Genomic DNA, 25,957 nt, shown 5'->3' on the forward strand with positions numbered 1-25,957 from the left:
CCCTGCCGGGTTATTGTATAACACCATGGCCGCCACGGAGGAACAGCGGGTGTATCCCATTCTCTGGCACATCGGACCGCTGAAAATCCATTCCTACGGCCTTTGTCTTGCTCTTGCCTTTTTATTAGGCGCATGGATTATCACGCGGCGCGGCCGGCGGCACGGATTGGATGAGGCGGATATCACACGATGGGTAAGCCTCATCCTCGTTTCATCCATTGCCGGAGCCCGGATCTATTATGTCGTGGGCCATTGCAATGATTATGCCGGCCGCTGGGGGGATGTCATCGCGATCTGGCGTGGGGGGCTGGTGCTCCAGGGAGGCCTTCTGGCCGGAATCCTGGCATCGGTGCTGTACAGCCACCGCATCGGCTGGCGCATCGGAATCCTGGCCGATGTCGCCGCGCCGGCCCTCGCCTTCGGCGAGAGTCTAGGCCGCTTGGGTTGTTACTTGAATGGGTGTTGTTTTGGTGGTCCCACCCACTGCGCCTGGGGTGTGCATTTCCCGGAGGGATCCCTTTCGACGGAACTCTTCAGCGCCCAGGCCCTGCATCCGACCCAGCTCTACTTGGTCCTCTTGCAGGGGAGTTTGGGATTCTTTCTGCTTGCCATGGAGCGGTGGAAACCGGCCAGAGCGCATCGCAGCACAGGCTCCGGTCTGATTTTCGGTTCTTATCTTTTCCTCTCTTCAACGATCCGGTTCTTTGTCGACTCTTTTAGATATTACACGGAGGCGGAGCGTCCCTTGCTTGGTCTGGCTCACAGCCAGTTGCTGGCGATACCTCTCGTCCTCGCCGGTCTCTGGATTATGGTCAAGGCGTACCGGAAGGGCGCTTAATCCAAAAGGGGGAGTTCATGCCTCCACGGCATACACGCATTGAAGGGCGGCCGAAACCGAGGCTTTTGGGTATCGCCGGGGATCCTGTGGCGCATTCCTTGTCCCCCAAGATTCATAATGCGGCGTTCCGCCATCTTGGGCTCCCCTTCGAGTATAAGCTTTTCCCCTGTTCCGACGCCCGAGCCCTTCTCCGGTTGATCCAGGCCGCCCCGGTGATGGGATTGCGGGGGTTAAACATTACAACACCCTTGAAGGGGGCGGCGGCCCGGCTCTTGATGAATGCCGGGGAGGCGGATGATGAGGTTCGCCGGACCCGTTCGGCGAATACTCTCGTGATGGGGGATCGTCTCACGGGTGGAAGCACCGATGGGAAGGGCGGTCTTCAGTATCTTCGACGTCTCGGCTTCAAGCCGAAAAATTCAATATTGATCCTCGGCGCAGGCGCCACGGCGGGAAATATTCTGTGGCATCTGATGCAGTCGGGGTGGAAAGAGATCGGGCTGATGACCCGCCGCCCCGAGTCGATGCGCCGTCGAATCCGCCTTTGGGAATGCGCTGATCTCTCTCGCCTCACAATGTTAAATCCAGGGCGATCGCCACACGAATGTGAAAGATGGGATCTTCTCGTGTCCACCGTGCCGCCCGGAGCCGTGACAAGCGAGGTGTTCCACCGCCTACTGCCGCAGCTGGCGCCCTCCGCACCGGTGATCGATCTGAATTACGGAAGAGGCCGCAGCCGACTCGCGACATGGGCGGGCAAGGGGGGCCATCCGGCCTACGACGGGCGCGGGTTTCTCCTTTATCAAGCCCTGCTCTCATTCCGGATCTGGACCCGGAAATCTCCACCGCTGGAGGTCATGCAAGAAGCCCTGGGGTTGAAATCGATCCCATAGAACATCGTCCGGCCCGCATCTTGCATGGACCTATTCCCCATATGACTCTTGACGGGAAGGCAACATCGATTCTCCACAATGGATGGGACACCATAACAAAGTGTCTGAAGGCCATTCTGGATGTCGTATTACCTCCACAATGCCCGCTTTGCAGAACCAAACTCGATACTTTAGGCGCGCCCTGTTCCTGTGTCTCATTGCCGCCGGGCGGGGTCCGCGATGCGGCCTTTTGTCGCGCCGCATCCGATCCGCTGCCATCCGCCATTCCTCTTATTTATGGAGCTGAGTTCCGCGGGCCGGTCAGGGATCTCATTCACATCTTCAAGTATCAGGGATTGGCCTCAGCGCGGGAGGTCTTGGCGGGAAAATTGGCCGAGGAGATTAAAAGGTCACAGCATGTCATGGGCATGGGGGGGGTGGACCTCGATGGGATGGTCGTGGTCCCGGTGCCGCCCCACCCGGCCCGGGTCCGAGAAAGGGGCTGGGATCATTCCGGAGAGCTGGCATCTTCTGTCGCCCGGCGTCTCAATCTTCCACAACGCCGGCTGCTCTGCCGGAAGCGGTGGACCTCCAGCCTGACAAAACTCGGTGAGGACGAGCGGAGGATGGAAGTCGCCGGGGCCTTTGCCCTGACCCGCCTGGCCGGACGGTATCGGGGCCGTCCCTTGCTTCTCATTGATGATGTCTTCACGACAGGAGCGACCTTGACGGCTTGCTTGACAGCACTGGAGCCGCTGGAACCGCCGCTGATTCGGGTTGCCGTCGCCGCCTGGACACCGCGGCGGTTTGTTTCGCAAACACGTTCAGCCTCCTTTCCTCGACGGAAACAGGTCTCATCGCCTCAAAACCCCAACTCACTTTGAACTAAGGATCTCTGGGATTTGAATCGAACATCCTATTGAAGAGTTCTGGCATCCAATTTACATCTTGCCTCTGATTTTTTATCGGAGAACGAGATGCGCATTTTCTCAACTTTTGGGTATTTCAATGCACTGCATGACGCTCTCCAACTTCAGATTCGGCCCCGCAAGTGATCTGGCCGGCGCCGGCATTTCCTTTGCCCATTCCCTTTGGGCGACCCTGGAGTTGTTAAATACATTGTTGCAAGACCACAAATCAGCGGCGGAACAAGTACGTGTAGTAGAGGCCTGGATAGGCGGATGAGGAGACGCAATGAAATATAAAATCGGCGTTTTCGTTTGCGGATGCGGGGGGAATATTGCCGATGTCGTCGATGCGGAGAAGCTGGCGCAAACGGTGAAAAGTCAGCCGGATGTTTGTTTTTCGATTGTTCATAACCTGCTGTGTTCGCCTGATGGCAAAGCTTTCTTTGTCGAACAGATGAAAAAGCATGGCGCAACACATGCAGTCGTCGCGGCCTGCTCTCCCAAGGATCATGAAATTGATTTTCAACGTGGTTTGGAAGAAGCGGGCCTGAACAGGTATATGGTGCAAATGGCAAACATCCGTGAACACTGCGCCTGGGTGACCAGGAACCGGGATGCAGCGTTTACAAAATCACTGGCCATGCTGAAAGCAGCCATCCACCGTGTTCATTTGCATGAAGCGCTCGAGCACAAAGAGATCGAGTGCAACGCGGATATTCTTGTTATCGGGGGAGGTATCGCCGGGATAGAGGCGGCGCTTCTCGCGGCGGCCGGCAACCGCAATGTCACCATCGTCGAACAAGGGCCGACCCTGGGAGGAAGATTGCCGGAATTTGAAGAGGTGGCTCCCAATATGGAGTGCGCTCCTTGCTTGATCTCGCCACGGTTATCCGCGATCTCAGAGGCTGAGAATATTAAAATTCTCACCCATGCCCGGGTGACGGATATTCGCGGCTATTTTGGGAATTATGAAATCAAAGTTGAAAAGAAAGCCCGTCAGGTGAATGAAGACTTCTGTATGGGATGCGACGAATGTATCAATGCTTGTCCCGTCTCGGTACCCAGCGATTTCCATCGGGGCTTGGGAGAGCGGAAGGCGATTTATGTTCCCTTCCCCGGTTCGGTGCCGAATTGTGCGGTCATCGATCGAGAAAGTTGCCTGAGATCGAAGGGCGAATCATGCACCGCCTGCGCGGATGCCTGTCCGCTGGAAGCCGTGGCCTTTGATCAGCAGGATGAATATTTCGAAATTAAGGCGGGGGGTATTGTCATTGCCACCGGATTCGAATCCCATGATCCGTCGTCGATCGGCCGATTGGGCTTCGGCCGCCTGCCGGAAGTCTATACGCTTGAACAATTCGAAAGACTGGCCAGCAGCAATGGTCCCACCGGCGGGAAGATAGTAAAAAGGGATGGCAGCCGCCCCCAGAGTATCGCATTCATACATTGTGCCGGCCGGGAAGAGCTCGGCTATTGCAGCGGCACCTGTTGCCAGGCTTCCTACAAACTTGGAATTCTGGCTCAAAAAGCGGATGAAGAATCCACCGAAACGCCGAAGGTGATGCACTTTCATACGGATCTTGTCTCAAGCGGATGGCTCGGCGCACGCCTCCTCGACAAGGCGAAGAAAACCGGATCCCAATTCCAACGAATCGGTGATCCCGCCGCCACAACGATAGAAGCCAAGGGGGGTGGATTGCGGATTCAATATAAAGACGGCGGCAATGTTCCGCAATTTCATGATGCGGATATGGTTGTCTTGGTCACCGGCATGAAGCCGAATTCCGCCGCCAAGGATGTCATCAAGATGCTTGCCCTCACGCATGATGACGCCGGTTTCCTCGCGGAGGACCACCCGATTCTGAGACCGGCGCAGGCCAGTTTTGAGGGGGTCTATCTGGCCGGATGTTCGTCCGGTCCGAAGAGCATCGCCGAGAGTATCAAACAGGCCCAAGCCGCCGCGGGAACGCTGCTGGCGCGGTTGCAACCGGGGAAGAAACTCACCCTGGAGGAAATGATCGCCCAGACAGATGAGGACTTGTGCAGCAGATGTCTCATATGTGTGTCCGTATGCCCTTATAAGGCTTGTGAATATGATGCCGAACGCGAGCGTGTCGTTATCAATGAGGTTCTGTGCCATGGGTGCGGTACCTGCGTCGCTGCTTGCCCCAGCGGCGCCGCTGAGGCTCGGCATTTCACCGATCACCAACTTCGGGTGGAGATTTCGGAGGTGCTCAGTGACTGACGTAAAACTCCTTACGTTTGTTTGCAACTGGTGTTCCTACGGCGGCGCCGATACCGCCGGCGGTCTCAAACTCGAGTGTCCGCCCGGAGTGCGCCTCGTGCGCGTGATGTGCTCCGGCAGGGTGGATGCACAACTGATACTCGAGGGGTTCAGATCCGGCGCGGATGGGGTATTGGTTCTCGGATGCCACCCCGGCGATTGCCATTATAAGGAAGGAAATTATGTGGCTCAGAAGCGCGCGCCGTTGCTCGCCCGAATGCTGGAACAGTTCGGTATTGAGAGGGAACGTTTCCGGATTGATTGGGTCTCTGCCGGGGAAGGAGAGCGGTTCAGTAAAGTGGTGAATGCGATGTATGACAATGTCGCCCGACTCGGCCCTCTTGAACTGGTTGATCGGAAGGTGGAGGGCTCAATGCGATGATAAAACAAAAACCCAAAGTCGCATTTTATTGGTGTGCATCATGTGGCGGCTGCGAGGAAACGGTGGTTGATCTCAATGCGGCGATCCTTGATGTCGCCGATGCCGTGGACATTGTGCTGTGGCCTGTGGCGCTTGATTTCAAGTATCACCACATTGAAGCGCTCAAAGACGGCGATATCGCCGTCAGTTTCATCAATGGCGCCATTCGAACCAATGAACAAGCCCACATCTCGAAATTGCTGCGCCAAAAATCGGGACTCGTGGTTGCTTTTGGGTCCTGTGCGCATACGGGCGGCATACCCGGCCTGGCGAATTTGACATCGCGGGAAGAGATCTTCCGGACTTCCTTTCATGAATCACCGACGGTCGTGAACGCATCGGGAACGGTTCCGCAGGAGGATTCGCTGGCCGATGGGATGCCGGTTCGCCTGCCGGCTTTCTGGGAAGAGGTGCACACTCTCGATCAATGGATCGATGTGGACTATTACATTCCCGGTTGTCCGCCGCCGCCTGCTCTGGTCTTGAGCGCCGTGACGGCGATTCTGGAAGGGAAACTCCCAGAGAAGGGATCCGTTCTGGCTCCCGCTAAAGCTCTCTGTGATACCTGTCCGCGGCGTAAAACAAAGTCGGAGAATACGAAAATCACCAAAATCCACCGGCCTCATGAGATCATTGCCGATCCTGAAATCTGCTTCCTCGAACAAGGCATTATCTGTTGCGGACCGGCTACACGCAGCGGGTGCGGTGAGGTCTGTATTAACGGGAATATGCCCTGTACCGGTTGTTTTGGACCACCCCCGGGCGTTATCGATCAGGGGGCGAAACTCATTTCGGCAATCTCCTCCCTTTTCAACGCGAAGACAAAAGAAGAGGCGATGGAAATGGCCCGCCAGGTTGTGGATCCCGCCGGAACCTTCCACCGATACACCGTTCCGTCCTCGCTCTTGGGATGCCGGATCCATAAGAAGGCCGCGATGCCCGCAGACGGCAGGATGGATAGGGAGGCTGCATGAAAACTATAACTGTGGATCCGATTACACGCCTCGAGGGCCACGGCAAAATCAATATTTTTCTTGATGATGACGGCAATGTACAAAAAGCAATTTTCCAAGTTCCGGAACTGAGAGGTTTTGAGGCCTTTGCGATAGGACGCCCTGCGGAGGATATGCCTCAGATCACATCCCGGATCTGCGGAGTATGCCCGACAGCCCACCATATGGCCGCAACGAAGGCGCTGGATGATCTCTTCAAGGTGACACCACCCCCCGCGGCGAAAGCCATCCGCGAATTGGTGAACTGCGCCTTCATGACGGAAGATCATGCCTTGCATTTCTATTTTCTCGGCGGACCCGATTTTGTGCTGGGTCCCTCCGCCCCGCCGGAGCAGCGCAATATTCTGGGCGTCGTCGGCGTCGTCGGCAAAGAAATCGCCGGACAGGTGATTGATATCCGCCGCCGTCTGCGTGATTTGATGGCGCTCTGCGCCGGCAAGCCGATACATCCCGTTTTCGGTCTTCCGGGGGGAGTGGCCAAGGCCATCCCAGAAAGTGAAAGAACGCAAATACAACAACTGGGCCGCGATACCGTCAAATTCGCCCAGTTCTCACTCGATCTCTTCCGAAAAATCGTTCTCGGAAATAAAGATCTCCTCGAACTCGTAACGGGGGATATCTATTATAATGAGACGAATTATATGGGCTTGGTGGACGCCGATAACCGCCTCAATCTGTACGATGGCGATGTGCGCGTCGTCGATCCTGCCGGCAAGGAGCGTCTGAAATTCAAACCTCAGGATTATGCCAAGCATATCGCGGAGCATGTCGAGGAGTGGACCTATGTTAAATTCCCGTATTTGCGGGATGTCGGTTGGAGGGGATTTGTCGACGGACCCGACAGCGGTCTCTACAGGGTCGCACCTCTGGCTCGGTTGAATGTCGCCGATGGCATGGCGACCCCGCTGGCGCAGGCCGAATACGAGCGTCTTTATGAGACATTCGGCGGCAAGCCGGTCCACCATACCCTGGCGAATCACTGGGCTCGTCTGATCGAACTCCTCTATGCCGCAGAGCGGATCACTGAGCTGGCGGACCTTCCTGAGCTGACATCACCCGATATCCGCAATCTCGATTTCGGCATTCCATCGGAAGGTGTGGGGATTGTTGAAGCGCCCCGCGGCACCCTGATTCATCACTATAAGTCTGATGAACGGGGTGTGCTTACGGGCTGCAATTTGATTGTGGCCACGGTCGGGAATTCCGCGGCTATCTGCATGTCAATCGATCGCGCGGCGAAGAAGCTAATAAAAAACGGCAATGTCAACGAAGGATTGTTAAATATGGTTGAAATGGCGTTCCGCGCCTATGATCCCTGCTTGTCCTGTGCAACCCATGCGCTACCCGGAGAAATGCCGCTGGCGGTGGAGATCATCGATTCAAAAGGTGTAATAGTACAGCGATTGGAAAGGAGATAACAATGGCTACCGAAATGCTCAACTGCTTTGGTATGAAGTGCCCTCAACCTGTTCTCAAGATGGCGATCGTGTCGAGAAAGCTGGCACCGGGTACGGTGCTCGAGATAAGCGCCGATTGCCCTGAATTTCCTGTCGACATTAAAAAGTGGTGCGAGAAGCAGGGCAAGGTCCTCATTGCCTGCAACGCTTTGGGGGGCGGTCAATTCAAGGCTCAGGTTCAATTCTAATTTCGCCTAGGTCGAGTCGGCGCCTGAGTCCGGAGTCCGACAGGAAGGAGATGCCGGGTCCAATGAAGACTCAATCTAGGGGATTGTGTGTCCTTGGACTCGGCAATCCGATTCTGACCGATGACGGCGCGGGAATAAGGACTGTAGAACTCGTCCAAGAGGACAGGGCTCGGTTTGCCGGTGATATCCCCGTGAACTTCCGGACACTTTGCATCGGTGGATATGATCTCCTTTACGAAGTTGAGGGATATGACGCCCTTCTCGTTGTGGATGCTTTTTTCTCCACCGAATCGGTTCCGGGGCATGTTCGCTTCCTGCAAGGGGACGACCTGATCTCCGGTGACGCCGCCCCTCCCTCGGCCCATATGCTGAATCTGCCCTCAGCCCTTAGGATGGGCCGGAAATTGGGCTACCGAACCCCGAATCTCATCGGGGTGGTGGCTATTGAGGTGGGCGAGACATGCCAGGATTTCGGGGAGTCTCTGACCCCCGAGGTTTCCTCCGCTGTTCCCATCGCCGCTGAAATGGTGTCGAAATTGGTAACGGATTACATTTCAAAATGTTGAGATAACCTCCAGGGTTTCCACACCTGCCGCCTGGGAAAGTCGGACGGGTTCCGGCGATCCGTTCCGAGGACCACTGTACCTCACAGATGAATCTTCCAGCGCCGGCATTTTTTCTTCGAGATACTGCGTTACACATTGTATTTCATAGAGTTTTACGATTTGGTAGAGTGGTATGGAGAATGCCTGACCTCTGAGGGTACCATCCATGGACGGAATCAGAAGACTGTGATAATTTGTGGCCCATCGGGCGCCTACATTACTAGAGGAGAAGAGTTGTGTTTCGTGAGATTGTTATCAACGCCGAGCCGATGGAGACCCGGATCGCCGTTTTGGAAGACGCCACGCTGGTTGAGCTGCTCGTGGAGCGGACGACGGAGCGGCGCATCGTCGGAGATATCTACAAAGGCAGGGTAACAGCCGTCCTTCCGGGAATGCAGGCTGCTTTTATCGATATCGGCCTCAGTCGAACCGCGTTTTTACATGCCTCTGACATGCTCCAGGCGATGATTGATTTCAAGGAATTCGAATTGGATGACGAAGCGGATGCCAACTATCGCCGAACGGCCAGAAATATCGAGATCCAAGATGTCTTGGAGAAGGGGCAGGAGATCCTCGTCCAGATCGTCAAGGAGGCGATCGGAACCAAGGGGCCAAAAGTCTCCGGGCGTATCAGCTTGCCGGGCCGCTATCTCGTTCTCATGCCGGGCATGGACCATATAGGTGTCTCCAGGAAGGTCGAGGATCGGGAAGAACGGTACCGTCTCAAGACTATCCTGCGGGAACTCAAACCCGGGAATGCCGGCCTTATCTGCCGCACGGTAGGAGAGGGTAAGGGTCACAAGGAGTTCGAGCAGGATGTCCAATATCTTGTCGATCTCTGGCACGATATCGAAACAAAGTCCGCCGACATGGAAACCCCCGCCCTGGTCCATCAGGAGATGACCCTCGTTACCGGTCTGATTCGCGATCTCTTTACGGAAGAGGTCAACCGCGTCGTCATTGACTCGCGGGAGATCTATCGATCGATTCTCGGGTACCTCAAATCGTTTACCCCCGAGCTGAAGGGCCGGATCAAGCTCTATAAAGGTGAGGGGCCGATTTTTGATGAATATGGGATCGAGACCGAGATCGAGCGGGCTTTGCAGCATAAGGTCTGGCTGAAAAAGGGCGGATATATCGTTATCGATCATACAGAAGCCCTCGTTTCGATCGATGTGAACACAGGGCGGTTCACCGGCAAGAAGAATCAGGAAGAAACGATCTTAAAGACGAATCTCGAAGCGGGGCAAGAGATTGCCCGCCAGCTCCGCCTGAGGGATATGGGCGGTATCGTGATCATCGATTTTATCGATATGGAGATGGAATCGAGCAAGCGCCAGGTCTATGACTCCTTCCGCCAGGCCCTGCGGGGTGACCGCGCCAGGACAAAGGTTTATCCGATCTCTGATCTGGGGATCGTCGAGATGACGCGGCAGCGGGAGCGGCCCAGTCTCTACCATTACTTCACACAGGATTGCCCAACCTGTGAAGGGGCGGGAAAGATCTTTTCCTTGAGCACCACCTCTTTGAAACTCGAGCGCCTTCTGCAACGGATCCATGCCCAATCGGGCGAGCGGCAGGTGCAAATCCGCATTCACCCTGTGGTAGCCGGCTACCTGCTGGATGAACGGGCGGAGCGGATGGCGGAGCTCGAGAAAAACTGGGGGATGCGCCTCGATATTCGCGAGGATCCCCGGTTGAAACGGGATGAGATTCGGATCTTCTTCCCGCGGACCCAGAAAGATGTGACCGAGGATTTCCAACCCAAATCGAAATAAGGGGATGAGGCCCCGGCCGGCCCCCGTGGGATCCTGTTTCGGGGCGGATGATTCGGAATTCCATCCCATTTGACCCCTTGACCTTTATCAAGCTCTTCGATAGTATCGATTTTTTGTGCCAGGAGAGAAATAACGGAGATATAACGATGTATGCGGTTGTCGCTTTTCAAGGTTTTCAATATAGGGTCAGCCCTGATGATCGGATTCAGGTGCCCTGCTACAAGGCGGAAGTTGGGGATTCGGTGACCCTTAGCGATGTTTTGCTTGTCGGCGGCGGCGATGAGGTTCTCATCGGCCGGCCTACGGTTGCCGGCGCGCACGTTGCGGCAGAGGTGGTTTCCCATCTCAGAGGCAAGAAGATTATTGTCGCCAAGTATAAGAAGCGTAAGGCTTACCGTAGGAGAAACGGATACCGCTCCGATCTCACCGAATTGAGGATCCTCGATATCAATGTCGGATCCGGGCGCGTGGCCAAGCCCATCGCGAAAGAGACCGAGGGAGGGGAATAGGATGGCCCATAAAAAAGGTGTTGGATCTTCCCGGAACGGTCGGGATTCCAATCCCCAATATTTAGGGGTGAAAAGATTCGGTGGCCAGAAGGTCACGGCCGGCTGCATTATCATCCGGCAACGCGGAACGCGGATTCTCCCTGGAAAGAATATCGGCCGGGGCAAAGATGATACGCTCTTCGCGCTCATCAACGGTGTTGTTGAATTCAAGAGGTCCGGAAAATCGCGGAAGGTGGTCCATATTGTTCCCGCGGCATAAACGCCGAATCTCAGAAATTCAGGTTCTTCCAAGAGATTCCCGCCCACCGTTGGGCGGGTTTCCTCTATTTTTCAGGAATTTCGGTCTTCAGAAATACGAGAGGGGAGAGAGCCGCCCAGGGATTCTCTTGGGGGATTAAAAGAAGCCGGTGCCCCGGGACCCTTGTCGTTGACAGGTGCCGGAGGGCATCCTACTCTCCATCCGTCGTGGATCTCACATTCAGGTGCGGAGGAATGAGTTTAACAAAGCAAAGGGTCATCGGCGTTATTCCCGCGCGTTTTGCTTCCACCCGCTTTCCCGGAAAAGTCCTGGCGAGATGGAAGGGCCGCACCATTCTCGAGCATGTCTACCGCCGCGCCGCATCCGTCGCAGAATTGGACGATCTTTGGATCGCCGTTGATGATGACCGGGTTTTTGATGAGGCCTGTTCCATCGGAGCGCAAGTCTGCCGGACATCGCCCGCCCATGCCAGTGGAACCGATCGGGTGGGGGAGGTCGTGGAAGGCTGCCGGCCGCTCCCGGATGCCGTGTTGAATATCCAAGCGGATGAACCGCTCGTCGATCCGGCATCCCTCTCCTTGCTGGCCTCCGCCTTGCGGGAGACGCCGGTGGAGATGGTGACGCTGGCCCATCCGATGAAGGATGTGGAGGAGTGGCGCAACCCATCTGTCGTCAAGGTGGTCCTGGACGCCGAGGGCAACGCCCTGTATTTTTCCCGGGCCCCGATCCCATATGATCGGGCGGGGTGGAACGAAACGGTGGCTGTCTACCGCCATGTCGGGCTCTACGGCTTCCGCCGGGAGGCCCTCCGGTCTTTTGTACAAGCACAACCTTCGCCGCTGGAGAGGGCCGAAGGCTTGGAGCAATTGAGGGCTTTGGAAATGGGTTGGAAGATCAGGGTCCTGATCGGGTCCTGGAAATCGATTGCGGTCGATACTCCGGAAGATTTGGCGGCATTGGATCGCCATGGGAGTCAACATGGAAGAGGAGGAGGAAGTGGCTCAATCGATGCGTGAGCGACATTTTATTTTTATCACCGGCGGTGTTGTTTCATCACTGGGGAAGGGTATTGCGGCCGCTTCACTGGGACTGCTTCTCAAGGAGCGGGGGCTGAAAGTCACGCTGCAGAAATTCGATCCCTATCTCAATGTCGATCCCGGCACAATGAGCCCCTATCAGCATGGTGAGGTTTTTGTAACCGATGATGGAGCGGAGACCGACCTCGATCTCGGCCACTATGAGCGGTTCACCGGTTTGAATCTGGGGCAGGCGAATAATGTCACGGCGGGGCAGATTTACGATACCGTTATCACCCGGGAGCGGCGGGGGGATTATCTTGGCAAGACCGTGCAGGTGATCCCGCATGTTACCGATGAAATCAAACACCGGATGGTGGAGAATGCCGCGGCGTCCGACGCCGATGTGTCGATCATTGAGATCGGCGGGACCGTCGGGGATATCGAATCCCTGCCCTTCCTCGAAGCGATCCGGCAGCTCCGTTTGGATTTGGGAAGAGAACACACGCTCTTTATACATTTGACTTTGGTTCCCTACATCAAAGCCGCCGGGGAATATAAAACAAAACCGACACAGCACAGTGTCAAGGGTCTGCGGGAGATTGGTATTCAGCCCGATATCCTCCTTTGCCGGTGTGAAGAGATGATATCGAGGGAACTGAGAGAAAAGATCGCCCTTTTCTGCAATGTCTCCTCCGAGGCTGTTATCCCCGCCGTCGATGTTGCATCGATTTACGAGGTTCCCTTGCATTTCCACGCCGGCGGGCTGGACCGGCTGACTTTGAGTCACTTCCAAATCTCAGCGGGCGAACCGAAGCTTGAATCGTGGGAGGAACTCGTATCCGTCATCAAGGGCGCCGACAAAGAAGTTGTAATCGCCGTTTGCGGGAAGTACACTTATTTGCACGATGCTTATAAAAGTCTTGTTGAAGCTTTGGTGCATGGAGCGACGGCAAATCGAACGCGGGTTCGCATCCGCTGGGTTGAATCCAATAAGATCCTTGAGGATGGCGCCGAGGCCAACCTGCTGGGCATTCATGGGCTTCTCGTGCCCGGCGGTTTCGGACAAAGGGGCATTGAGGGGATGATTCAAGCGATTCAGTATGCGCGCGAAAACCGCATTCCTTTTTTCGGGATCTGCCTCGGGATGCATTGTTCAACGATCGAGTTCGCCCGCAACGTCTCTGGGATGGAGGATGCTAATTCAACGGAGTTCAATCCCGATACTCCTTACCCCGTCATTTCGCTTCTGCCGGAGCAGCGTCCCGATCTGCCCAAGGGGGGCACGATGAGACTGGGCGGTTACCTTTGCCGCCTTGACCCCGACAGCCAGGCCCGCGAAGCCTATGGAAGTGATGAGGTGCAGGAGCGCCACCGCCATCGTTATGAGTTTAACAATGCCTATCTTGACACTTTGGCGGCTCACGGCCTGAGGGCGACGGGGATCCACCCCGAGAACAACCTTGTGGAGATCATTGAGCTGGACGATCACCCTTGGTATGTCGCCGTTCAATTTCACCCTGAACTCAAGAGCCGGCCGCGGGATCCGCACCCCCTGTTCAAGGCCTTCATCGCCGCGTCTGTATGTCATAGCAAATCCGGAGCCTGTGTGACCGATGTCCCAGCCTAACGATAACAACCCCAACCGCCGAAACCTCCCTCTTCTGGGAGAACCGATGGATCCCGGGCAGCTTCTGGTGATCGCCGGCCCCTGCGTTGTCGAAGCGCCCGATCTTATGATGGAAGTCGGGGAAAAGATGAAGCAATGGTGCTTCGAAAGAGGGATTCGGTACATTTTTAAGAGCTCTTATACAAAAGCAAACCGGACAAAAGCCGAATCCCCATCGGGACCCGGTCTTCAGGACGGGCTGCGCATCCTCTCTCATGTTCGGGAGCGGCTCGGTGTCGATTTGCTGACCGATGTTCATTCCGCCGATGAGGCGTCGGCCGCCGCTGAGGTTGTACAAATACTTCAGGTTCCCGCTTTTCTCTGCCGGCAGACTCCCTTGTTGCAGGCTTGCGCCCGGGCTTGCCGGACAATCAACGTCAAGAAGGGGCAATTTCTTGCCCCCGAAGATATGCTGGAAGCGGTGGAAAAGATCCGCAGGATCCGGCCCGACGCCGAGGTTCTACTGACCGAGCGGGGGGCGAGTTTCGGCTACCGGAATCTTGTCGTCGACATGAGAAGCCTCGTCCTTCTCCGGCAAATGCCGGCGCTGACTATCTATGATGCGACCCATTCTTTGCAGCATCCCGGAGTGGGTGGGGATCGCCGATTCGCGCGTCCGCTGACCCGCGCCGCCCTGGCCGCCGGCGCCGAGGGAATCTTCCTGGAGGTCCATCCCGATCCCGAACAGGCCTTGAGTGACCAAACGACCCAGCTGCCCTTGGAATCTGTTCCCGCCTTTCTCGATGAGATGGCGGAACTCCGCCGCTTTTTGTGGGACAGAGAAACCCAAAGTGAGGACGAAGAATGACGCGGTCCTTTTCAAAGGGTCTGGATCTTTCCGAAATGGAGAAAGTCACTGCGATTCTGGGGACGGAAATCCGGGCGATTGAACAACTGAGCCATTTGCTCGAGCAATCGGATCTCGGCGCTGCAGTGGATCTGCTGTGCCTGTCCCGCGGACGGGTTATTGTCTCAGGCGTTGGAAAACCGGGCATCATTGGGCAGCGCATCGCGGCAAGCTTGAGAAGCACCGGCCGGCCGGCCTTTTTCCTGCACCCGGTTGAGGCGATTCATGGCGACCTGGGTCTCGTGACCTCCTCCGATGTGGCATTACTCCTGTCAAGAAGCGGCGAAACGGGGGAACTGCTCGCTCTCATCCCGACACTCCGGCGGATCGGCATCCCGATTATTGCGGCGACCTGCGGAAATGAAAACTCTCTGGCCGAACGGGTCGACTGCCATCTCCCGCTCGGAGATGTGGAAGAGATTCCCGAGTTGGGCGAATTCCCGACCGTCTCGAATACCGTCTTCCAGGTCTTGGGTGACATTCTCACTGTTCTCATCTTTCAACGCAGTGGGCTCTCCCTCGAAGATCTTCGGTTTCTGCACCCCGGCGGTGTGATCGGGCGCCAGGCGACCCTCAGAGTCGCTGATGTGATGCATTCGGGGAGCGCCATGCCCCTTGTGACTGAAGAGACTTCCCTGAAGGAAGCCCTTGTCGTCATCATTGAAAAACGTCTCGGTTTAACCTGCGTCGTCGATGAGGCGGGCAGGCTCTCTGGAGTTGTCGCCGATGGAGATATCAAACGGATTTTGCATCGCTATGGAGATATTAAGGCTCTCATGGTAGCGGAGGTCATGACCAAGGAGCCCAAAACGATCCGTGATGATGAACTTCTTCTTTCCGCCCTCAACCGGATGGAGAACAATCCGGAGGGCGCTATCACATCCCTCGTGGTCGTGGATGACGAGCTGAGGCCCATCGGAATCCTTCATATCCATGACATCCTCCGGACCTCCCCGCATCAGGAGTCTTAGGAACCTTTGATCCCTTCCCGGCTGGATTTATTCCTCCAAGAGCAAGGTCCCACGAGAGATAGACCACCAACGTGCCGATGAAAGAGTATGAGATCGCTCGGGGAAGACGAATCGTTGAATTGGCATGAGCCCTGCTTGCTTCCTTCCTATAGGTCGATTACCGTCATGATTGATAGGAATGGCTCCCGTTGCGTGTCCCGCCGGGGCGCTGCGGGGTCTCCGTACCTTCTTGCCGGGGAACCGGTTAGAAATGAAGGAATCGAGTCTTATGGTCAATGGTTTACCACGAGTGATGGCCCTTTCGAATGGATGGAGCCGCGCCCTGCCTTTTGGGGCTTTCCTTGTCGCTATAATTCTCACTTCCTGTGGCCCCAAGGAAAGGGAAGATGTCATTCCCAGGCCCGAAAACCTCCCCGATCAGGTGATCGAGGGCCTGGTCCTCCGGGAGACGGAAAATGGCGCTCTGCGATGGACCCTGTGGGCCGATCGGGCTCTCAAGTTCGAAAATAAACCGACCCAGTTGGAGGGGGTCCGCATCGTTTTCTACGATGAAAAGGACCATACGGAAAAATCCGTTTTGACCTCTTTGGGTGGAACGGTCGACGAGAAGACGCGCGACCTGTTGGCTGAGGGCGATGTTGTTGTTGTGACCGCTGACAGCATACGTTTGGAGACACCCGAGTTGAGATGGGATCGCCTATCGGGAAAGATCCATACAGAGACGCCGGTGAAGATTACGGAAGGGCAAAGTGTTTTAACCGGCATTGGGATCACTTCGGATATCGATCTCAACTCGTATGTCATCCATAAGGATGTCAAAGGAACGCTTCGAGATAAGGATGGAAGTCTTGAGCGCGAATTCAACTGAGATAACGCACGAGACGGCCGGCGGGATTCAGGCTCCCAAGGGAGCGGTCCTTGAGGCCCGTCATCTGGTCCGATATTATGGAAAGTTAAGGGTTGTCGATGACGTCTCTCTCGATGTGGCGCCCGGGGAAGTCGTAGGGCTGCTCGGTCCCAACGGCGCGGGAAAGACGACAACCTTCTATATGATCGTCGGCCTGCTCCGTCCCAAGTCAGGAAGTATCCACTTCGGCGAAAAGGATATTACGAATGAACCCCTCTATCGGCGGGCGCGTTTGGGGATCGGGTATCTTGCACAAGAGGCGTCGATTTTTAGACGGCTGACGGTGCGGGAAAATATCATGGGCATTCTTGAGACCCGCGGGCTTTCCCGAAAGGAACGGGAGAGTCGCTGTGAAGAACTTCTGGGCGAGCTTGATCTCACTCCCTTGGCTGATCGCCGGGGTTATCATCTTTCCGGCGGTGAACGACGCCGTGTTGAGATCACCCGGGCGCTGGTGACGAATCCATCCTATATACTTCTTGATGAACCTTTTGTCGGGATCGATCCGATCGCTGTTCAGGAGATTCAACAAATTATTCTCCGGTTGAAGGCCCGTGGTTTGGGAATCCTGATCACGGATCACAGCGTTCGCGAAACCCTTAGCGCCACGGATCGCGCCTATCTCATGTATGAGGGAAAGATCCGCATCAGCGGCCGGGCTCAGGATCTCATCGATGACGCCTGGGCGAGGAAGATTTATTTGGGAGAGAATTTCAGACTTTGAGGATTGATGTTGATGGAGATGAGACAGGGATTACATCTCGGGCCGAGGTTGCAGCAGAAACCGATCATCACGCTGAAAATCCAGCAGGCGCTGAAGATTCTCCAGCTGCCGACCCTGGAACTTCAGCACGAGCTGAGACAATACCTCGAAAGCAACCCGCTTCTCGAACAAGAGGAAGATGTCGAACTCACCGAACAGACCGCGGTTGAGGAGCCGTCCAACGACAAACAAGAAGAAGAGGTGGAGGCCCCGGACTGGTCGGACTTTCTCAATGACCGCGACTCCTGGGAAAGCCCTCGCCGTGAGCGCGAGGAGCTGGAACGAATAGAGAAGACACCCGTTAGTACCCCGACCCTGCATGAAAGCCTTCTCAATCAGGTCCGGCTCGTCACGGTGGACGCTGAAGAAGGTAGAATAGCAGAGTTTATCATTGGATCGATCGATGAAAACGGCAGGCTTACCATTGAGGCCGAGGAATTGGCTGAACTGCTGAAACTAGATGCGGAAAAGGTCAAGTCTGTCATCGGCAAGATCCAGAATCTTGAGCCTCCCGGCGTTGGGGCCCGGAATCTCCAAGAATGTCTGATGATTCAGCTGAGGGCAAGGGGCGGAGAGGGCAAACTGCCCTATAGGATTGTGGCGGAAACATTCGATCATCTGGCGAAAAGGCGGATCAACGAAATCGCCCGTGAATTGCACGTTTCACTTGAGAATGTACAAGACGCATTGGATGTCATCTCTCACCTGGATCCCCATCCCGGACGGGATCTGGCGGTGGCGGATTCCCCCTATATCTATCCGGATCTGATTGTTGAAAAAGTGGACGGCGACTATGAAGTCTTCCTCAATGATCGCAATGTTCCCCGCCTGCGAATTTCCTCCGCATATGCGGACATCCTCAGGGGGGACAAAGACCGGGGAGACAAGACCAGGACCTATGTCGAGAGGAAGCTCTCGAGCGCCAGGTGGGTTATTCTCGCCGTTGAGCGGCGGAGGAAAACGATGGTCGAAGTGATGAAGACCATCGTCGATCTGCAGCGGGATTTCTTCGATAAGGGGATATCGCATTTCAAGCCCATGGTGCTTCAGGATGTCGCGACCATTGTCGGTGTGCACGAAGCCACCGTGGCCCGCGTGACGAGCCATAAGTATGTCCAAACGCCGCGTGGTGTTTTCCATTTAAAATATTTCTTCTCATCCAAAATCAAGACGGATGCCGGCAGCGATGCCTCTTCAAAGGCCGTCAAGGCCAGGCTTCAGACGCTCATTGATCAAGAGGATAAGCTTCATCCGCTAAGCGACGACAAACTTGGAGCCATTTTGAACGATGAGGGGTTTCAAATAAGGCGCCGGACCGTCGCCAAGTACCGGGATCAGATGGGCGTCTTGAATGCCCGGATGAGACGTCGGGTTTAGCCAAGCGGGGGATTCCCCGTAATCAGGAGGAGGAAAATCAATGGATATCATTACCACTGCCCGGCATACCGAGTTGACCCCGGAGATTCGTGAACACGCAGAAAAGAGACTCCGGAAGCTGGAGCGCTATGTAAGCGACCTCCAGGAAGTGCATCTCATCATCAACAAGGAGAAGTACCGGCACGTTGCAGAGGTCACCCTAAGGGCCAAAGGAACAAATATTGTCAGCAGCGACGAATCGAGCGATCTCCTCACATCGATTGATCGTGTCGTGGATCGAGTGGAGCGGCAGGTCAAAAAAATCAGGGCGCGTCTCAAGGATCGCGGCAAGGCGCGGCGCCAATCGTCCCGTCGCGTGATGACATCGGCCGAACCCGGCTTTGTCGAAGAGGAAGAGCCGGTCGATGAGGTCCAGGAAGATGAATCCTATCCTCCGGTTGTCGTCCCGCGGCAGGAAATTTTCAGGACGGAGCCGACCACGGTTTCCAAAGCCGTGGATGAATTGCGTCTGCAAGAGGAAGATGTCCTCCTTTTCCGCAATGAGAAAACAGGCGTTGTAAGCCTTGTCTATATGAGGCCCGATGGAAATGTCGGATTCGCAGAAGCCCTCTGATAATCTGTCGTCGTTACAAGGACGGGTTCAACAGGAGCGGTTGAAGATCCGGGATTTCTACGAGAAATCCCGTGATGAGCTCAAGTTGCATCCTCTGACGCCTCTGGATGATACCGACCGGGATATCGGCACAACGGATATCAGCCGTCCCAGTTTCGTACTGATGGGTTATGACGCTCACTTTCCAAAGGACAGGATACAAATCCTTGGGAAGGCGGAAGTCTCCTATCTGAAGACACTCAGCCGAGAAGAGAGCCGGAAGGCTCTGGCGAATCTGTGTCGATTCGACATTCCCTGCATCATCCTTTCCCGATCCTTGGATCCACCGGATGATCTTTTGGAACTGGCCACAGCGAACAAAATCCCTGTTTTACAAAGCGAGCTGCCCACGACCGATTTCATTCAGGTCGTGGCATCGATTCTCAACGAGCAATTCTCTCCCTTTACCAGTGTTCATGGGACGCTGGTTGATGTTTATGGAGTCGGTCTCCTCTTTACGGGACGTTCCGGAATCGGCAAGAGCGAATGCGGTCTGGATCTTGTCGAAAGGGGCCATCGCCTGGTGGCGGATGATGTTGTTCACGTCAAAGAACGCCATAAGAGCGTATTGATCGGACGGGGCGTCGAGCTGGCCCGCAGTTTCATGGAGATTCGCGGCATCGGCATCATCGATGTGCAGGCGATGTATGGTATTCGCTCGATCCGCGCGCAGAAGCGGATCGAGCTTCAAGTCGTTCTCAAAGAGTGGGAGGCCGCCAAAGATTTCGAGAGGCTTGGGCTGGAAGAGAAGGAAACGATGATCCTCGGTGTGAAGATACCCATGGTGATCGTTCCCATTATCCCAGGAAAGAACATTTCCGTGATCGCTGAAACGATTGCGCTCAATTATTTGGTAAAGGCCTACGGGTACAATCCCGCTGAACATTTCAGCGATAATCTCCTTGAGGTGCTGCGCCGAAAAGCCAATCTGGAGAGATTGGCCCGTGATGATCCGGAGTAGCCGTGGCGGACTCCCCCGCACAGATCGCCGGTCTGCTGGTGACCCACGGCGCTTTGGGCACTGAGCTCATCCGCGTCGTGGAGTCGATTTTGGGTCCACAAGAAGATATCGCCGTTGTTTCAAATACCGGAACCTCGATGGAGAGTCTGACCCGAAAGATCCGGACGCAGATCGAGTCCATACAAGCAGAAGATCTCTTTATCTTTGTGGATCTTCTCGGAGGTTCCTGCAGCCAGGTCTGCCAGCTGGTTCGTCAAGAACATCCCTCGACCGTGATCTTCTCCGGTGTCAATCTACCCATGTTGCTCGAGTTTGCTTATAAACGGAGGCTTTTGGAGCCGGTCGAATTGGCGGCGGAGGTTGCACGAAAAGGGCGCGAGGGAATCCAATGTCTCTCACTTCCACATTCCTGCTGATTCGGGTCGATGACCGATTGATGCATGGCCAGGTCACCCTGGGTTGGGGAAACGAATTGGCGCCCCGGCAATATCTCATTGTGGATGACCAATTGGCCTTCAGCCCGATGGAAGCTGAACTCTTTAGGCTCGTGGCGCCCGAAGGAACCCATGTTCACATTTTCTCACCCAAGGCGTTTCTTGAAGAGATGGGAAAGGAATCAGTCTGGGACCGGGCGATCCTCATTCTGCGGGATATCCCGGCTCTGCTCGCACTCATCCGCGGCGGATTTCATCCGCCGGAGATCAATCTCGGCGGGATTCACCGGCATGCGGGGGCCACGGAAGTGTTGCCCTACCTGTTTTTAAGCCATGAAGACTGGGACGGATTGGAGGAGGTGGCGGCCTCCGGCGCCCAGCTCTATGCGCAGGAACTGCCCGGCCGGCCTTCCCATCGATGGGTTGCCCTGAGAGATAGAAAGCCGAACCGTGCCGGTTGAACAGATGGAGACCCTGCGTTGGATTCTTCTCATCCTTTGGATTTTCTGGGTCGGAGTTGACCGGCGAGCCTTTGGCAATTTCCAACTTCATCAGCCTCTCATCGCAAGCACCGTCTCGGGTCTTATCGTCGGTCTTCCGGAAATGGGATGCCTCATGGGGGTCGCCCTTCAGGCCGTTTGGTTGCAACCTTTAACACTCGGTGGGGTTATTCCCTTGGCGACCGGTCCGGCCGCCTGTGCCGGTATCCTTTGGCTCCGGACCATACTCCCCGCCGGCTCGGGTTGGCTGGGTGACGGATCGCCCCTGGATCTCTTGAAGGTGGTGGCGCCGCTGCCCCTGATCATCCTGTGGGTCGCGGTGTTGGGAGTCTTTCTCGAAGGAAAGATCCGAAAGATCAATTGGCGTTTGGAAAACGAGGAAGGGGACCGTTCCGGTACCCGCGGGCACCCGGGCTTTCGAATCACCGCCATCGGTCTCGCTCTTCCCGGCCTTGCTGCGATTCTCGCTGTGATCGGGTCCGTCGGCCCCATCCTCCTAATCCGCTTGTTGATAGGAGGGAAGGAGCCTGCTGTCAGCGTCATTTCAGACCTTCCTTCAATGGAAGGGGGCCTTCTTCCTATCTATCTATGGGTTCTATTGGGGATCGGCTTGGGGGGTGAAGTGGGGCGTTTGATTCGATCTCAGCCCAGGGGATGGGGATGGATCGCCGCGGGGATCCTGGGGGGATTGGTCATAGGCTGGGTTCTCTCATGAGAAAACCGAACCGCCTCATCTTGCTGTGGAAACTCCTGGCCCTGGAAGCCCTCTTCAATCATCAAAGCGGCCAGCGCCGGGGTTGGTTCTATATCCTGGAGGGCTCCATCGAGCGGGCCGCCTGGAGTGATGCGAATCGGCAGGCTCCAGCTCGGCTCAATGTCACACCCCCCTTTGCAGGGCTTCTTCTTGGGATGTGGCGAAAAGATCTCATGGGGGGCCCGAAAAAGGGCGGTGGCCCCTTCCCAGTGGAGACGTTATCCAGTACTTTGAGCGCCCGGGCCGACCGTCTGCTCTGGGGCTCTGTTCAACCGGCCGTTTTCTCGGTGGCGCTGATGCTGGCGCTCTTGGGCGGATCGGGTTCACCTTTGGCGGTGCCGATTCTCTGGATCGTTTTCGTGATAGGATGGCAGGTGTGGGGTTGGCGCCAATCCGATCAGCGGCCAATGGAAGCGCTTATCGGCTTCATCGGATCTCCCCGTTGGGCGATCTGGGAGCGACGGATGGGCCGACTCCGCCGGATCGCCGTCGGCGCCGTGCTGGGTTACTGGATCGCAGGTGGCGAGGGCTCGGGGATGGAACCCTACCGCTATGCCGCCCCCGTGCTGGGATTGATATTCGTTCTCGTTTGGAAGGTTCCTCCATTGAGATGGGGGATTGTGGCCCTGTTCCTCGCTCTGGGATTCGGCCTTTTCATCGGACCCGGAAGTGTGGTTCCTTGAGTCTCATGGGGAAAGCGGTAAGGTTGAGGTAACGCATTCGTGTTTGAATCGGAAGTTCGCGTACCAAATATTCCAGGAATCCACGCCCGGCCCGCGGCTGAATTAGTCAAATATGCCGCGCGCTTCGCCTCCGAGATTTTCTTGGAGGCAAACGATCTGACGATTAATGCGAAGTCGATTATGGGTGTCATGATGCTGGCCGCCGTCACCGGAACGATATTGAAGGTCCGCGCCGTGGGACCCGATGAATCGCAAGCTGTTCAGGGTGTCGTCGATCTGATTTCATCGGGTTTTGGAGAGGAGATGGAGGATGCCCCGGAAGGCGGAACCAAAGCCACCGACTGAGCATATGATCGGTGTTCCGGCGGCTCCCGGTTTTGTAGCCGGACCTGTTTATCTGCTGGACGGTCCCAGCCGTATTATTGTTAAAGAGAGATCGCTCGAACCGCATGAAATCGCCGGCGAGGTCCGCCATTTTCGCAAGGCCCTGCGCCTGGCCCGGGAAGAAATTACCGCCATCTGCAATGGTATTGAATCGCCCGAGGACGCCGGCCTTCAGCTTCTCAACGCCCATGGATTGATTGTTGAAGACCACACCCTGCAGGGGCGCATCATCGACACCATCAAAAATGAGAGAATCGCCGCCGATGGAGCCGTTTATCGCATCTTCATGGAGTATATCACTCATATGGAGGGCACCCCTGGCGAGTATTTTCGCGCCCGCGGTGAGGATATGCGGGATGTCATGCACCGGATCCTCCAACAGCTTCAAGATTGGGAACTCGGGTCGGCGGCCGCCATCCCCCAAGGTGTGATCCTGGTCGCTTCCGAATTGAGCCCGTCCGAGAGTGCTTGCCTCGACCCGCAACGGATCCTGGGTGTTGCCACCGATCATGGGGGAGCGACAAACCATGTGGCGATCATGGCCCGCAACAGGGGGATTCCCGCCGTTCTCGGGCTTGTGAACATTACGACCCGGGTCCAAGCCGGCGACATGATATTGTTGGACGGCAGCCACGGCCGCGTCACCCTCCGCCCGGCCCGTTCCGAGTTAAAGGCGTTTCAGAGATTACAGACCAGGGAATTGAGGATTCGGACCGCCCTTGGGCAGCAAGTCAGGCTGCCTTCCCACACGATTGATTTGCAGAGAATACCCCTCTTCTCGAATATTGAAGCTCCAGATGATGCGGAGCTGGCCTTGAAAGAGGGGGCTGAGGGGATCGGCCTCTATCGAACCGAGTTTCTTTACTCCCGGCATACCGGATGGCCTTCGGAGGAGGAGCAGGTTCGAGCCTACCGCCGTGTGGTTCGAAAGATGAGGAAACGTCCCGTCATCATCCGCACGATGGATGTGGGGGGTGATAAATTTGCGGCCCTCAGCGGTATCGGCCGTGAGAGTAATCCCTTCCTCGGTGTCCGGGGGATCCGTTTCTCACTCATGCATCCCGAAATTTTCCGCACCCAGCTGCGGGCGATCATGCGTGTGGCTGATCAAGGGAATGTCCGCATTCTTTTGCCGATGGTCAGCAATTTGGATGAGGTCAGGGAGGCCAAGCAACTGGTTGGATCGGTGCGCCGCGAAGTGGAACGGGAAGGGGTGGCTGTTCAATCGCTGGCGCTCGGTGTCATGGTGGAAGTTCCCTCCATGGTGATCCTCTCCGATCTCTTGAGCCGTGAAGTTGATTTCCTCAGTATCGGATCCAATGATCTCATTCAGTATGTACTGGCGGCGGATCGAGGGAATGAAAACGTAGCGCATATCTATGATCCTTTCCATCCCGCTGTCTTGCGGGCCATCTATACAACGGTGCAAAGCGGGCACCGGGCCGGCATTTCGGTCTCTTCCTGCGGTGAGATGTCGGGGGATCCAATGGGCGTGTTGGTGCTTCTCGGCTTGGGCATCGACCAGTTGAGTGTGGCTCCCTGGCGCATCAAACCGGTCAAGCAGATCATACGGGCATCGAGCATCAGCCACCTGCGTCATGTGATTGAGCAGGATGCGCTGACCTGCGCCACACCCTCTGAGTTGCGGACGGCGCTGATTCAAGCCTTTCCGGATACGGCGGCGGCGACCTGGGGCAAACCGAACGGATTGTACGATCCCTCTCCTCAAAAATGAGAAGAGGCCGGATGAGGAAACCGTTGAAATGAGAAAGTCGTGGTAGAAAATTCCCGCGGTTCAAACGGCCTCCCGCCGCAGGAACCGATGATCGACCTTGTAAGACGTACACCGGATGATTTTCTCCTTAGTTACAATAAAGCAACCGGCCTGAAGGGCTGGTCTTTGGAGAAGTGGCCTGCCGGACTCCTTATATTGGGAATGGGCGGTTCTGGTATCTCGGGTCTTCTTCTTCAAACGCTCATGGTGAAGGAATGCCCGGTTCCCCTGATCTGGTCACGCGATCTCTTTCTCCCGGCCTATCTCGATGAGAGATGGCTGGTGGTCGCCGTCAGTTATTCCGGCAATACCTGGGAAACATTGAAGACACTACAGGAAGTCGAGGCCCTGGGGCTTCCTTGGCGGGGCCTGGCTTCTGGCGGATCATTAACCGCCAAGGCGCGGGAAGCGGGAGCCCTCATCCATACCCTCGAACCCGGCCTGCCACCACGATCGATGAGCTTGGCCGCCTTAGCGGGGCTCCTCGCTCTCTTCCACCATCTTCTCCCTTCGCTCTCATCCCAGATCGAGGAAACGCGCCGGGAGATGGCGGAGGATATGGTGGATTGGGATCTTCTGGGCCGATCCCGCCTCTCGCCGCCGGAAAAATGCGGCGCGTGGCCGGTCTTTCCGCGTGATCCACACCTCTTGGCCGATTTGCTGGTATCGCGTTTCCCGCTCTTCTACGGTTGGGGAATGGTGGGAGAGGCCGTGGCCTATCGCTGGATGTGCCAGATGGCTGAGAATGCGAAGGTTCCGTCGCATGCCCACCGGCTTCCTGAACTCCTCCACAACGAAATCGTGGCGTGGAAGGAATGGGGTTCCCTGCGGCCGGCGCCGGTCCTTTTGCGGATCGACACGGAGGCTCGGCCGGTGGTCGATGCGGCCGGCACCCCGTGGGATCGTGTCTGGCGGGAACTGGAAGGGGCCGGTATCGAAGCCTGGTCCATCCCGGCCGCCGGCGGATCCCTGCTGTCCCGTTCCTTGCGCCAGGTCTTGCTGGGTGACGCCGTGAGTGTCTTGTCGGCCCGCCGCCGGCGGGTGGCCGCGACACCGGTTCCCGCAATTGAAAGGCTGAAGGCGGAAAGATAGAGCAAGAGCCGCTGTTCATTTCCGGGGGCGGCACTCTTTAA

The 25,957-nt window shown here is 56.2% G+C and carries 29 protein-coding genes; all 29 read left to right on the plus strand.

Annotation, left to right across the window (positions count from 1 at the left end):
- The first annotated feature begins 25 nt into the window (after positions 1 to 25).
- Entirely contained in the window at positions 26 to 838 is an 813-nt protein-coding gene (lgt, locus tag KJ970_02690) for a prolipoprotein diacylglyceryl transferase (protein MBU2689807.1), read from the plus strand.
- 17 nt (positions 839 to 855) lie between these two features.
- Positions 856 to 1,731, plus strand: coding sequence for a hypothetical protein (locus tag KJ970_02695; GenBank protein ID MBU2689808.1), 876 nt, complete (start codon positions 856 to 858; stop codon positions 1,729 to 1,731).
- A gap of 41 nt (positions 1,732 to 1,772) precedes the next feature.
- Positions 1,773 to 2,594, plus strand: a complete 822-nt coding sequence (locus KJ970_02700; GenBank protein ID MBU2689809.1) for a hypothetical protein — start codon at positions 1,773 to 1,775, stop codon at positions 2,592 to 2,594.
- 133 nt (positions 2,595 to 2,727) lie between these two features.
- The gene (locus KJ970_02705; protein MBU2689810.1) at positions 2,728 to 2,895 is read left to right on the plus strand and encodes a hypothetical protein; all 168 of its coding nucleotides are present in this window, start codon (positions 2,728 to 2,730) and stop codon (positions 2,893 to 2,895) included.
- A gap of 9 nt (positions 2,896 to 2,904) precedes the next feature.
- Entirely contained in the window at positions 2,905 to 4,863 is a 1,959-nt protein-coding gene (locus tag KJ970_02710) for a CoB--CoM heterodisulfide reductase iron-sulfur subunit A family protein (protein ID MBU2689811.1), read from the plus strand.
- On the plus strand, positions 4,757 to 5,284 hold the full coding sequence (locus tag KJ970_02715) for a hydrogenase iron-sulfur subunit (protein MBU2689812.1): 528 nt from the start codon (positions 4,757 to 4,759) through the stop codon (positions 5,282 to 5,284). Before KJ970_02710 ends, KJ970_02715 begins: the two co-directional genes overlap by 107 nt.
- The gene (locus tag KJ970_02720; GenBank protein ID MBU2689813.1) at positions 5,281 to 6,297 is read left to right on the plus strand and encodes an oxidoreductase; all 1,017 of its coding nucleotides are present in this window, start codon (positions 5,281 to 5,283) and stop codon (positions 6,295 to 6,297) included. Before KJ970_02715 ends, KJ970_02720 begins: the two co-directional genes overlap by 4 nt.
- Positions 6,294 to 7,754: a Ni/Fe hydrogenase subunit alpha gene (locus KJ970_02725; protein MBU2689814.1), complete on the plus strand. Its 1,461-nt coding sequence runs from the start codon at positions 6,294 to 6,296 to the stop codon at positions 7,752 to 7,754. Before KJ970_02720 ends, KJ970_02725 begins: the two co-directional genes overlap by 4 nt.
- Before the next feature lie 2 nt (positions 7,755 to 7,756).
- On the plus strand, positions 7,757 to 7,981 hold the full coding sequence (locus tag KJ970_02730) for a sulfurtransferase TusA family protein (protein ID MBU2689815.1): 225 nt from the start codon (positions 7,757 to 7,759) through the stop codon (positions 7,979 to 7,981).
- 62 nt (positions 7,982 to 8,043) lie between these two features.
- A complete protein-coding gene (locus KJ970_02735) occupies positions 8,044 to 8,547 on the plus strand; it encodes a hydrogenase maturation protease (protein MBU2689816.1) in 504 nt (167 codons plus the stop codon).
- Between the two features lie 275 nt (positions 8,548 to 8,822).
- Positions 8,823 to 10,364, plus strand: a complete 1,542-nt coding sequence (locus KJ970_02740; protein MBU2689817.1) for an Rne/Rng family ribonuclease — start codon at positions 8,823 to 8,825, stop codon at positions 10,362 to 10,364.
- Positions 10,365 to 10,510: 146 nt separating this feature from the next.
- The gene (gene rplU, locus KJ970_02745) at positions 10,511 to 10,873 is read left to right on the plus strand and encodes a 50S ribosomal protein L21 (protein ID MBU2689818.1); all 363 of its coding nucleotides are present in this window, start codon (positions 10,511 to 10,513) and stop codon (positions 10,871 to 10,873) included.
- A 1-nt stretch (position 10,874) separates the two neighbouring features.
- Positions 10,875 to 11,132 carry a 50S ribosomal protein L27 gene (gene rpmA, locus KJ970_02750; protein ID MBU2689819.1) on the plus strand — a complete coding sequence of 86 codons (258 nt, stop codon included), beginning with the start codon at positions 10,875 to 10,877 and terminating at the stop codon, positions 11,130 to 11,132.
- Positions 11,133 to 11,365: 233 nt separating this feature from the next.
- A complete protein-coding gene (gene kdsB, locus KJ970_02755) occupies positions 11,366 to 12,148 on the plus strand; it encodes a 3-deoxy-manno-octulosonate cytidylyltransferase (GenBank protein MBU2689820.1) in 783 nt (260 codons plus the stop codon).
- A complete protein-coding gene (locus KJ970_02760; protein ID MBU2689821.1) occupies positions 12,141 to 13,778 on the plus strand; it encodes a CTP synthase in 1,638 nt (545 codons plus the stop codon). Before kdsB ends, KJ970_02760 begins: the two co-directional genes overlap by 8 nt.
- A gap of 46 nt (positions 13,779 to 13,824) precedes the next feature.
- Positions 13,825 to 14,625, plus strand: coding sequence for a 3-deoxy-8-phosphooctulonate synthase (gene kdsA / locus KJ970_02765; GenBank protein ID MBU2689822.1), 801 nt, complete (start codon positions 13,825 to 13,827; stop codon positions 14,623 to 14,625).
- Positions 14,622 to 15,635, plus strand: coding sequence for a KpsF/GutQ family sugar-phosphate isomerase (locus KJ970_02770; protein ID MBU2689823.1), 1,014 nt, complete (start codon positions 14,622 to 14,624; stop codon positions 15,633 to 15,635). Before kdsA ends, KJ970_02770 begins: the two co-directional genes overlap by 4 nt.
- A 178-nt stretch (positions 15,636 to 15,813) precedes the next feature.
- A complete protein-coding gene (gene lptC / locus KJ970_02775) occupies positions 15,814 to 16,503 on the plus strand; it encodes an LPS export ABC transporter periplasmic protein LptC (GenBank protein ID MBU2689824.1) in 690 nt (229 codons plus the stop codon).
- Entirely contained in the window at positions 16,475 to 17,266 is a 792-nt protein-coding gene (gene lptB / locus KJ970_02780; GenBank protein ID MBU2689825.1) for an LPS export ABC transporter ATP-binding protein, read from the plus strand. The genes lptC and lptB overlap by 29 nt, the downstream gene beginning before the upstream one ends.
- Before the next feature lie 18 nt (positions 17,267 to 17,284).
- Entirely contained in the window at positions 17,285 to 18,682 is a 1,398-nt protein-coding gene (gene rpoN, locus KJ970_02785) for an RNA polymerase factor sigma-54 (GenBank protein ID MBU2689826.1), read from the plus strand.
- Positions 18,683 to 18,722: 40 nt separating this feature from the next.
- The gene (gene raiA, locus KJ970_02790) at positions 18,723 to 19,295 is read left to right on the plus strand and encodes a ribosome-associated translation inhibitor RaiA (GenBank protein MBU2689827.1); all 573 of its coding nucleotides are present in this window, start codon (positions 18,723 to 18,725) and stop codon (positions 19,293 to 19,295) included.
- Positions 19,264 to 20,295 carry an HPr(Ser) kinase/phosphatase gene (gene hprK / locus KJ970_02795; GenBank protein MBU2689828.1) on the plus strand — a complete coding sequence of 344 codons (1,032 nt, stop codon included), beginning with the start codon at positions 19,264 to 19,266 and terminating at the stop codon, positions 20,293 to 20,295. The genes raiA and hprK overlap by 32 nt, the downstream gene beginning before the upstream one ends.
- A gap of 2 nt (positions 20,296 to 20,297) precedes the next feature.
- Entirely contained in the window at positions 20,298 to 20,711 is a 414-nt protein-coding gene (locus KJ970_02800; GenBank protein ID MBU2689829.1) for a hypothetical protein, read from the plus strand.
- Positions 20,684 to 21,190: a PTS sugar transporter subunit IIB gene (locus KJ970_02805; protein MBU2689830.1), complete on the plus strand. Its 507-nt coding sequence runs from the start codon at positions 20,684 to 20,686 to the stop codon at positions 21,188 to 21,190. Before KJ970_02800 ends, KJ970_02805 begins: the two co-directional genes overlap by 28 nt.
- On the plus strand, positions 21,180 to 21,944 hold the full coding sequence (locus KJ970_02810; GenBank protein ID MBU2689831.1) for a PTS sugar transporter subunit IIC: 765 nt from the start codon (positions 21,180 to 21,182) through the stop codon (positions 21,942 to 21,944). The genes KJ970_02805 and KJ970_02810 overlap by 11 nt, the downstream gene beginning before the upstream one ends.
- Complete coding sequence (locus KJ970_02815) at positions 21,941 to 22,666, plus strand: hypothetical protein (GenBank protein ID MBU2689832.1); 726 nt, start codon at positions 21,941 to 21,943, stop codon at positions 22,664 to 22,666. The genes KJ970_02810 and KJ970_02815 overlap by 4 nt, the downstream gene beginning before the upstream one ends.
- A gap of 39 nt (positions 22,667 to 22,705) precedes the next feature.
- Positions 22,706 to 23,011 carry an HPr family phosphocarrier protein gene (locus tag KJ970_02820; protein ID MBU2689833.1) on the plus strand — a complete coding sequence of 102 codons (306 nt, stop codon included), beginning with the start codon at positions 22,706 to 22,708 and terminating at the stop codon, positions 23,009 to 23,011.
- On the plus strand, positions 22,977 to 24,785 hold the full coding sequence (gene ptsP / locus KJ970_02825) for a phosphoenolpyruvate--protein phosphotransferase (GenBank protein MBU2689834.1): 1,809 nt from the start codon (positions 22,977 to 22,979) through the stop codon (positions 24,783 to 24,785). The genes KJ970_02820 and ptsP overlap by 35 nt, the downstream gene beginning before the upstream one ends.
- 39 nt (positions 24,786 to 24,824) lie before the next feature.
- Positions 24,825 to 25,916, plus strand: coding sequence for a hypothetical protein (locus tag KJ970_02830; protein ID MBU2689835.1), 1,092 nt, complete (start codon positions 24,825 to 24,827; stop codon positions 25,914 to 25,916).
- Positions 25,917 to 25,957 lie beyond the last annotated feature (41 nt).

It is taken from the genome of Candidatus Eisenbacteria bacterium (genome assembly GCA_018831195.1).
GTDB lineage: Bacteria > Eisenbacteria > RBG-16-71-46 > CAIMUX01 > JAHJDP01 > JAHJDP01.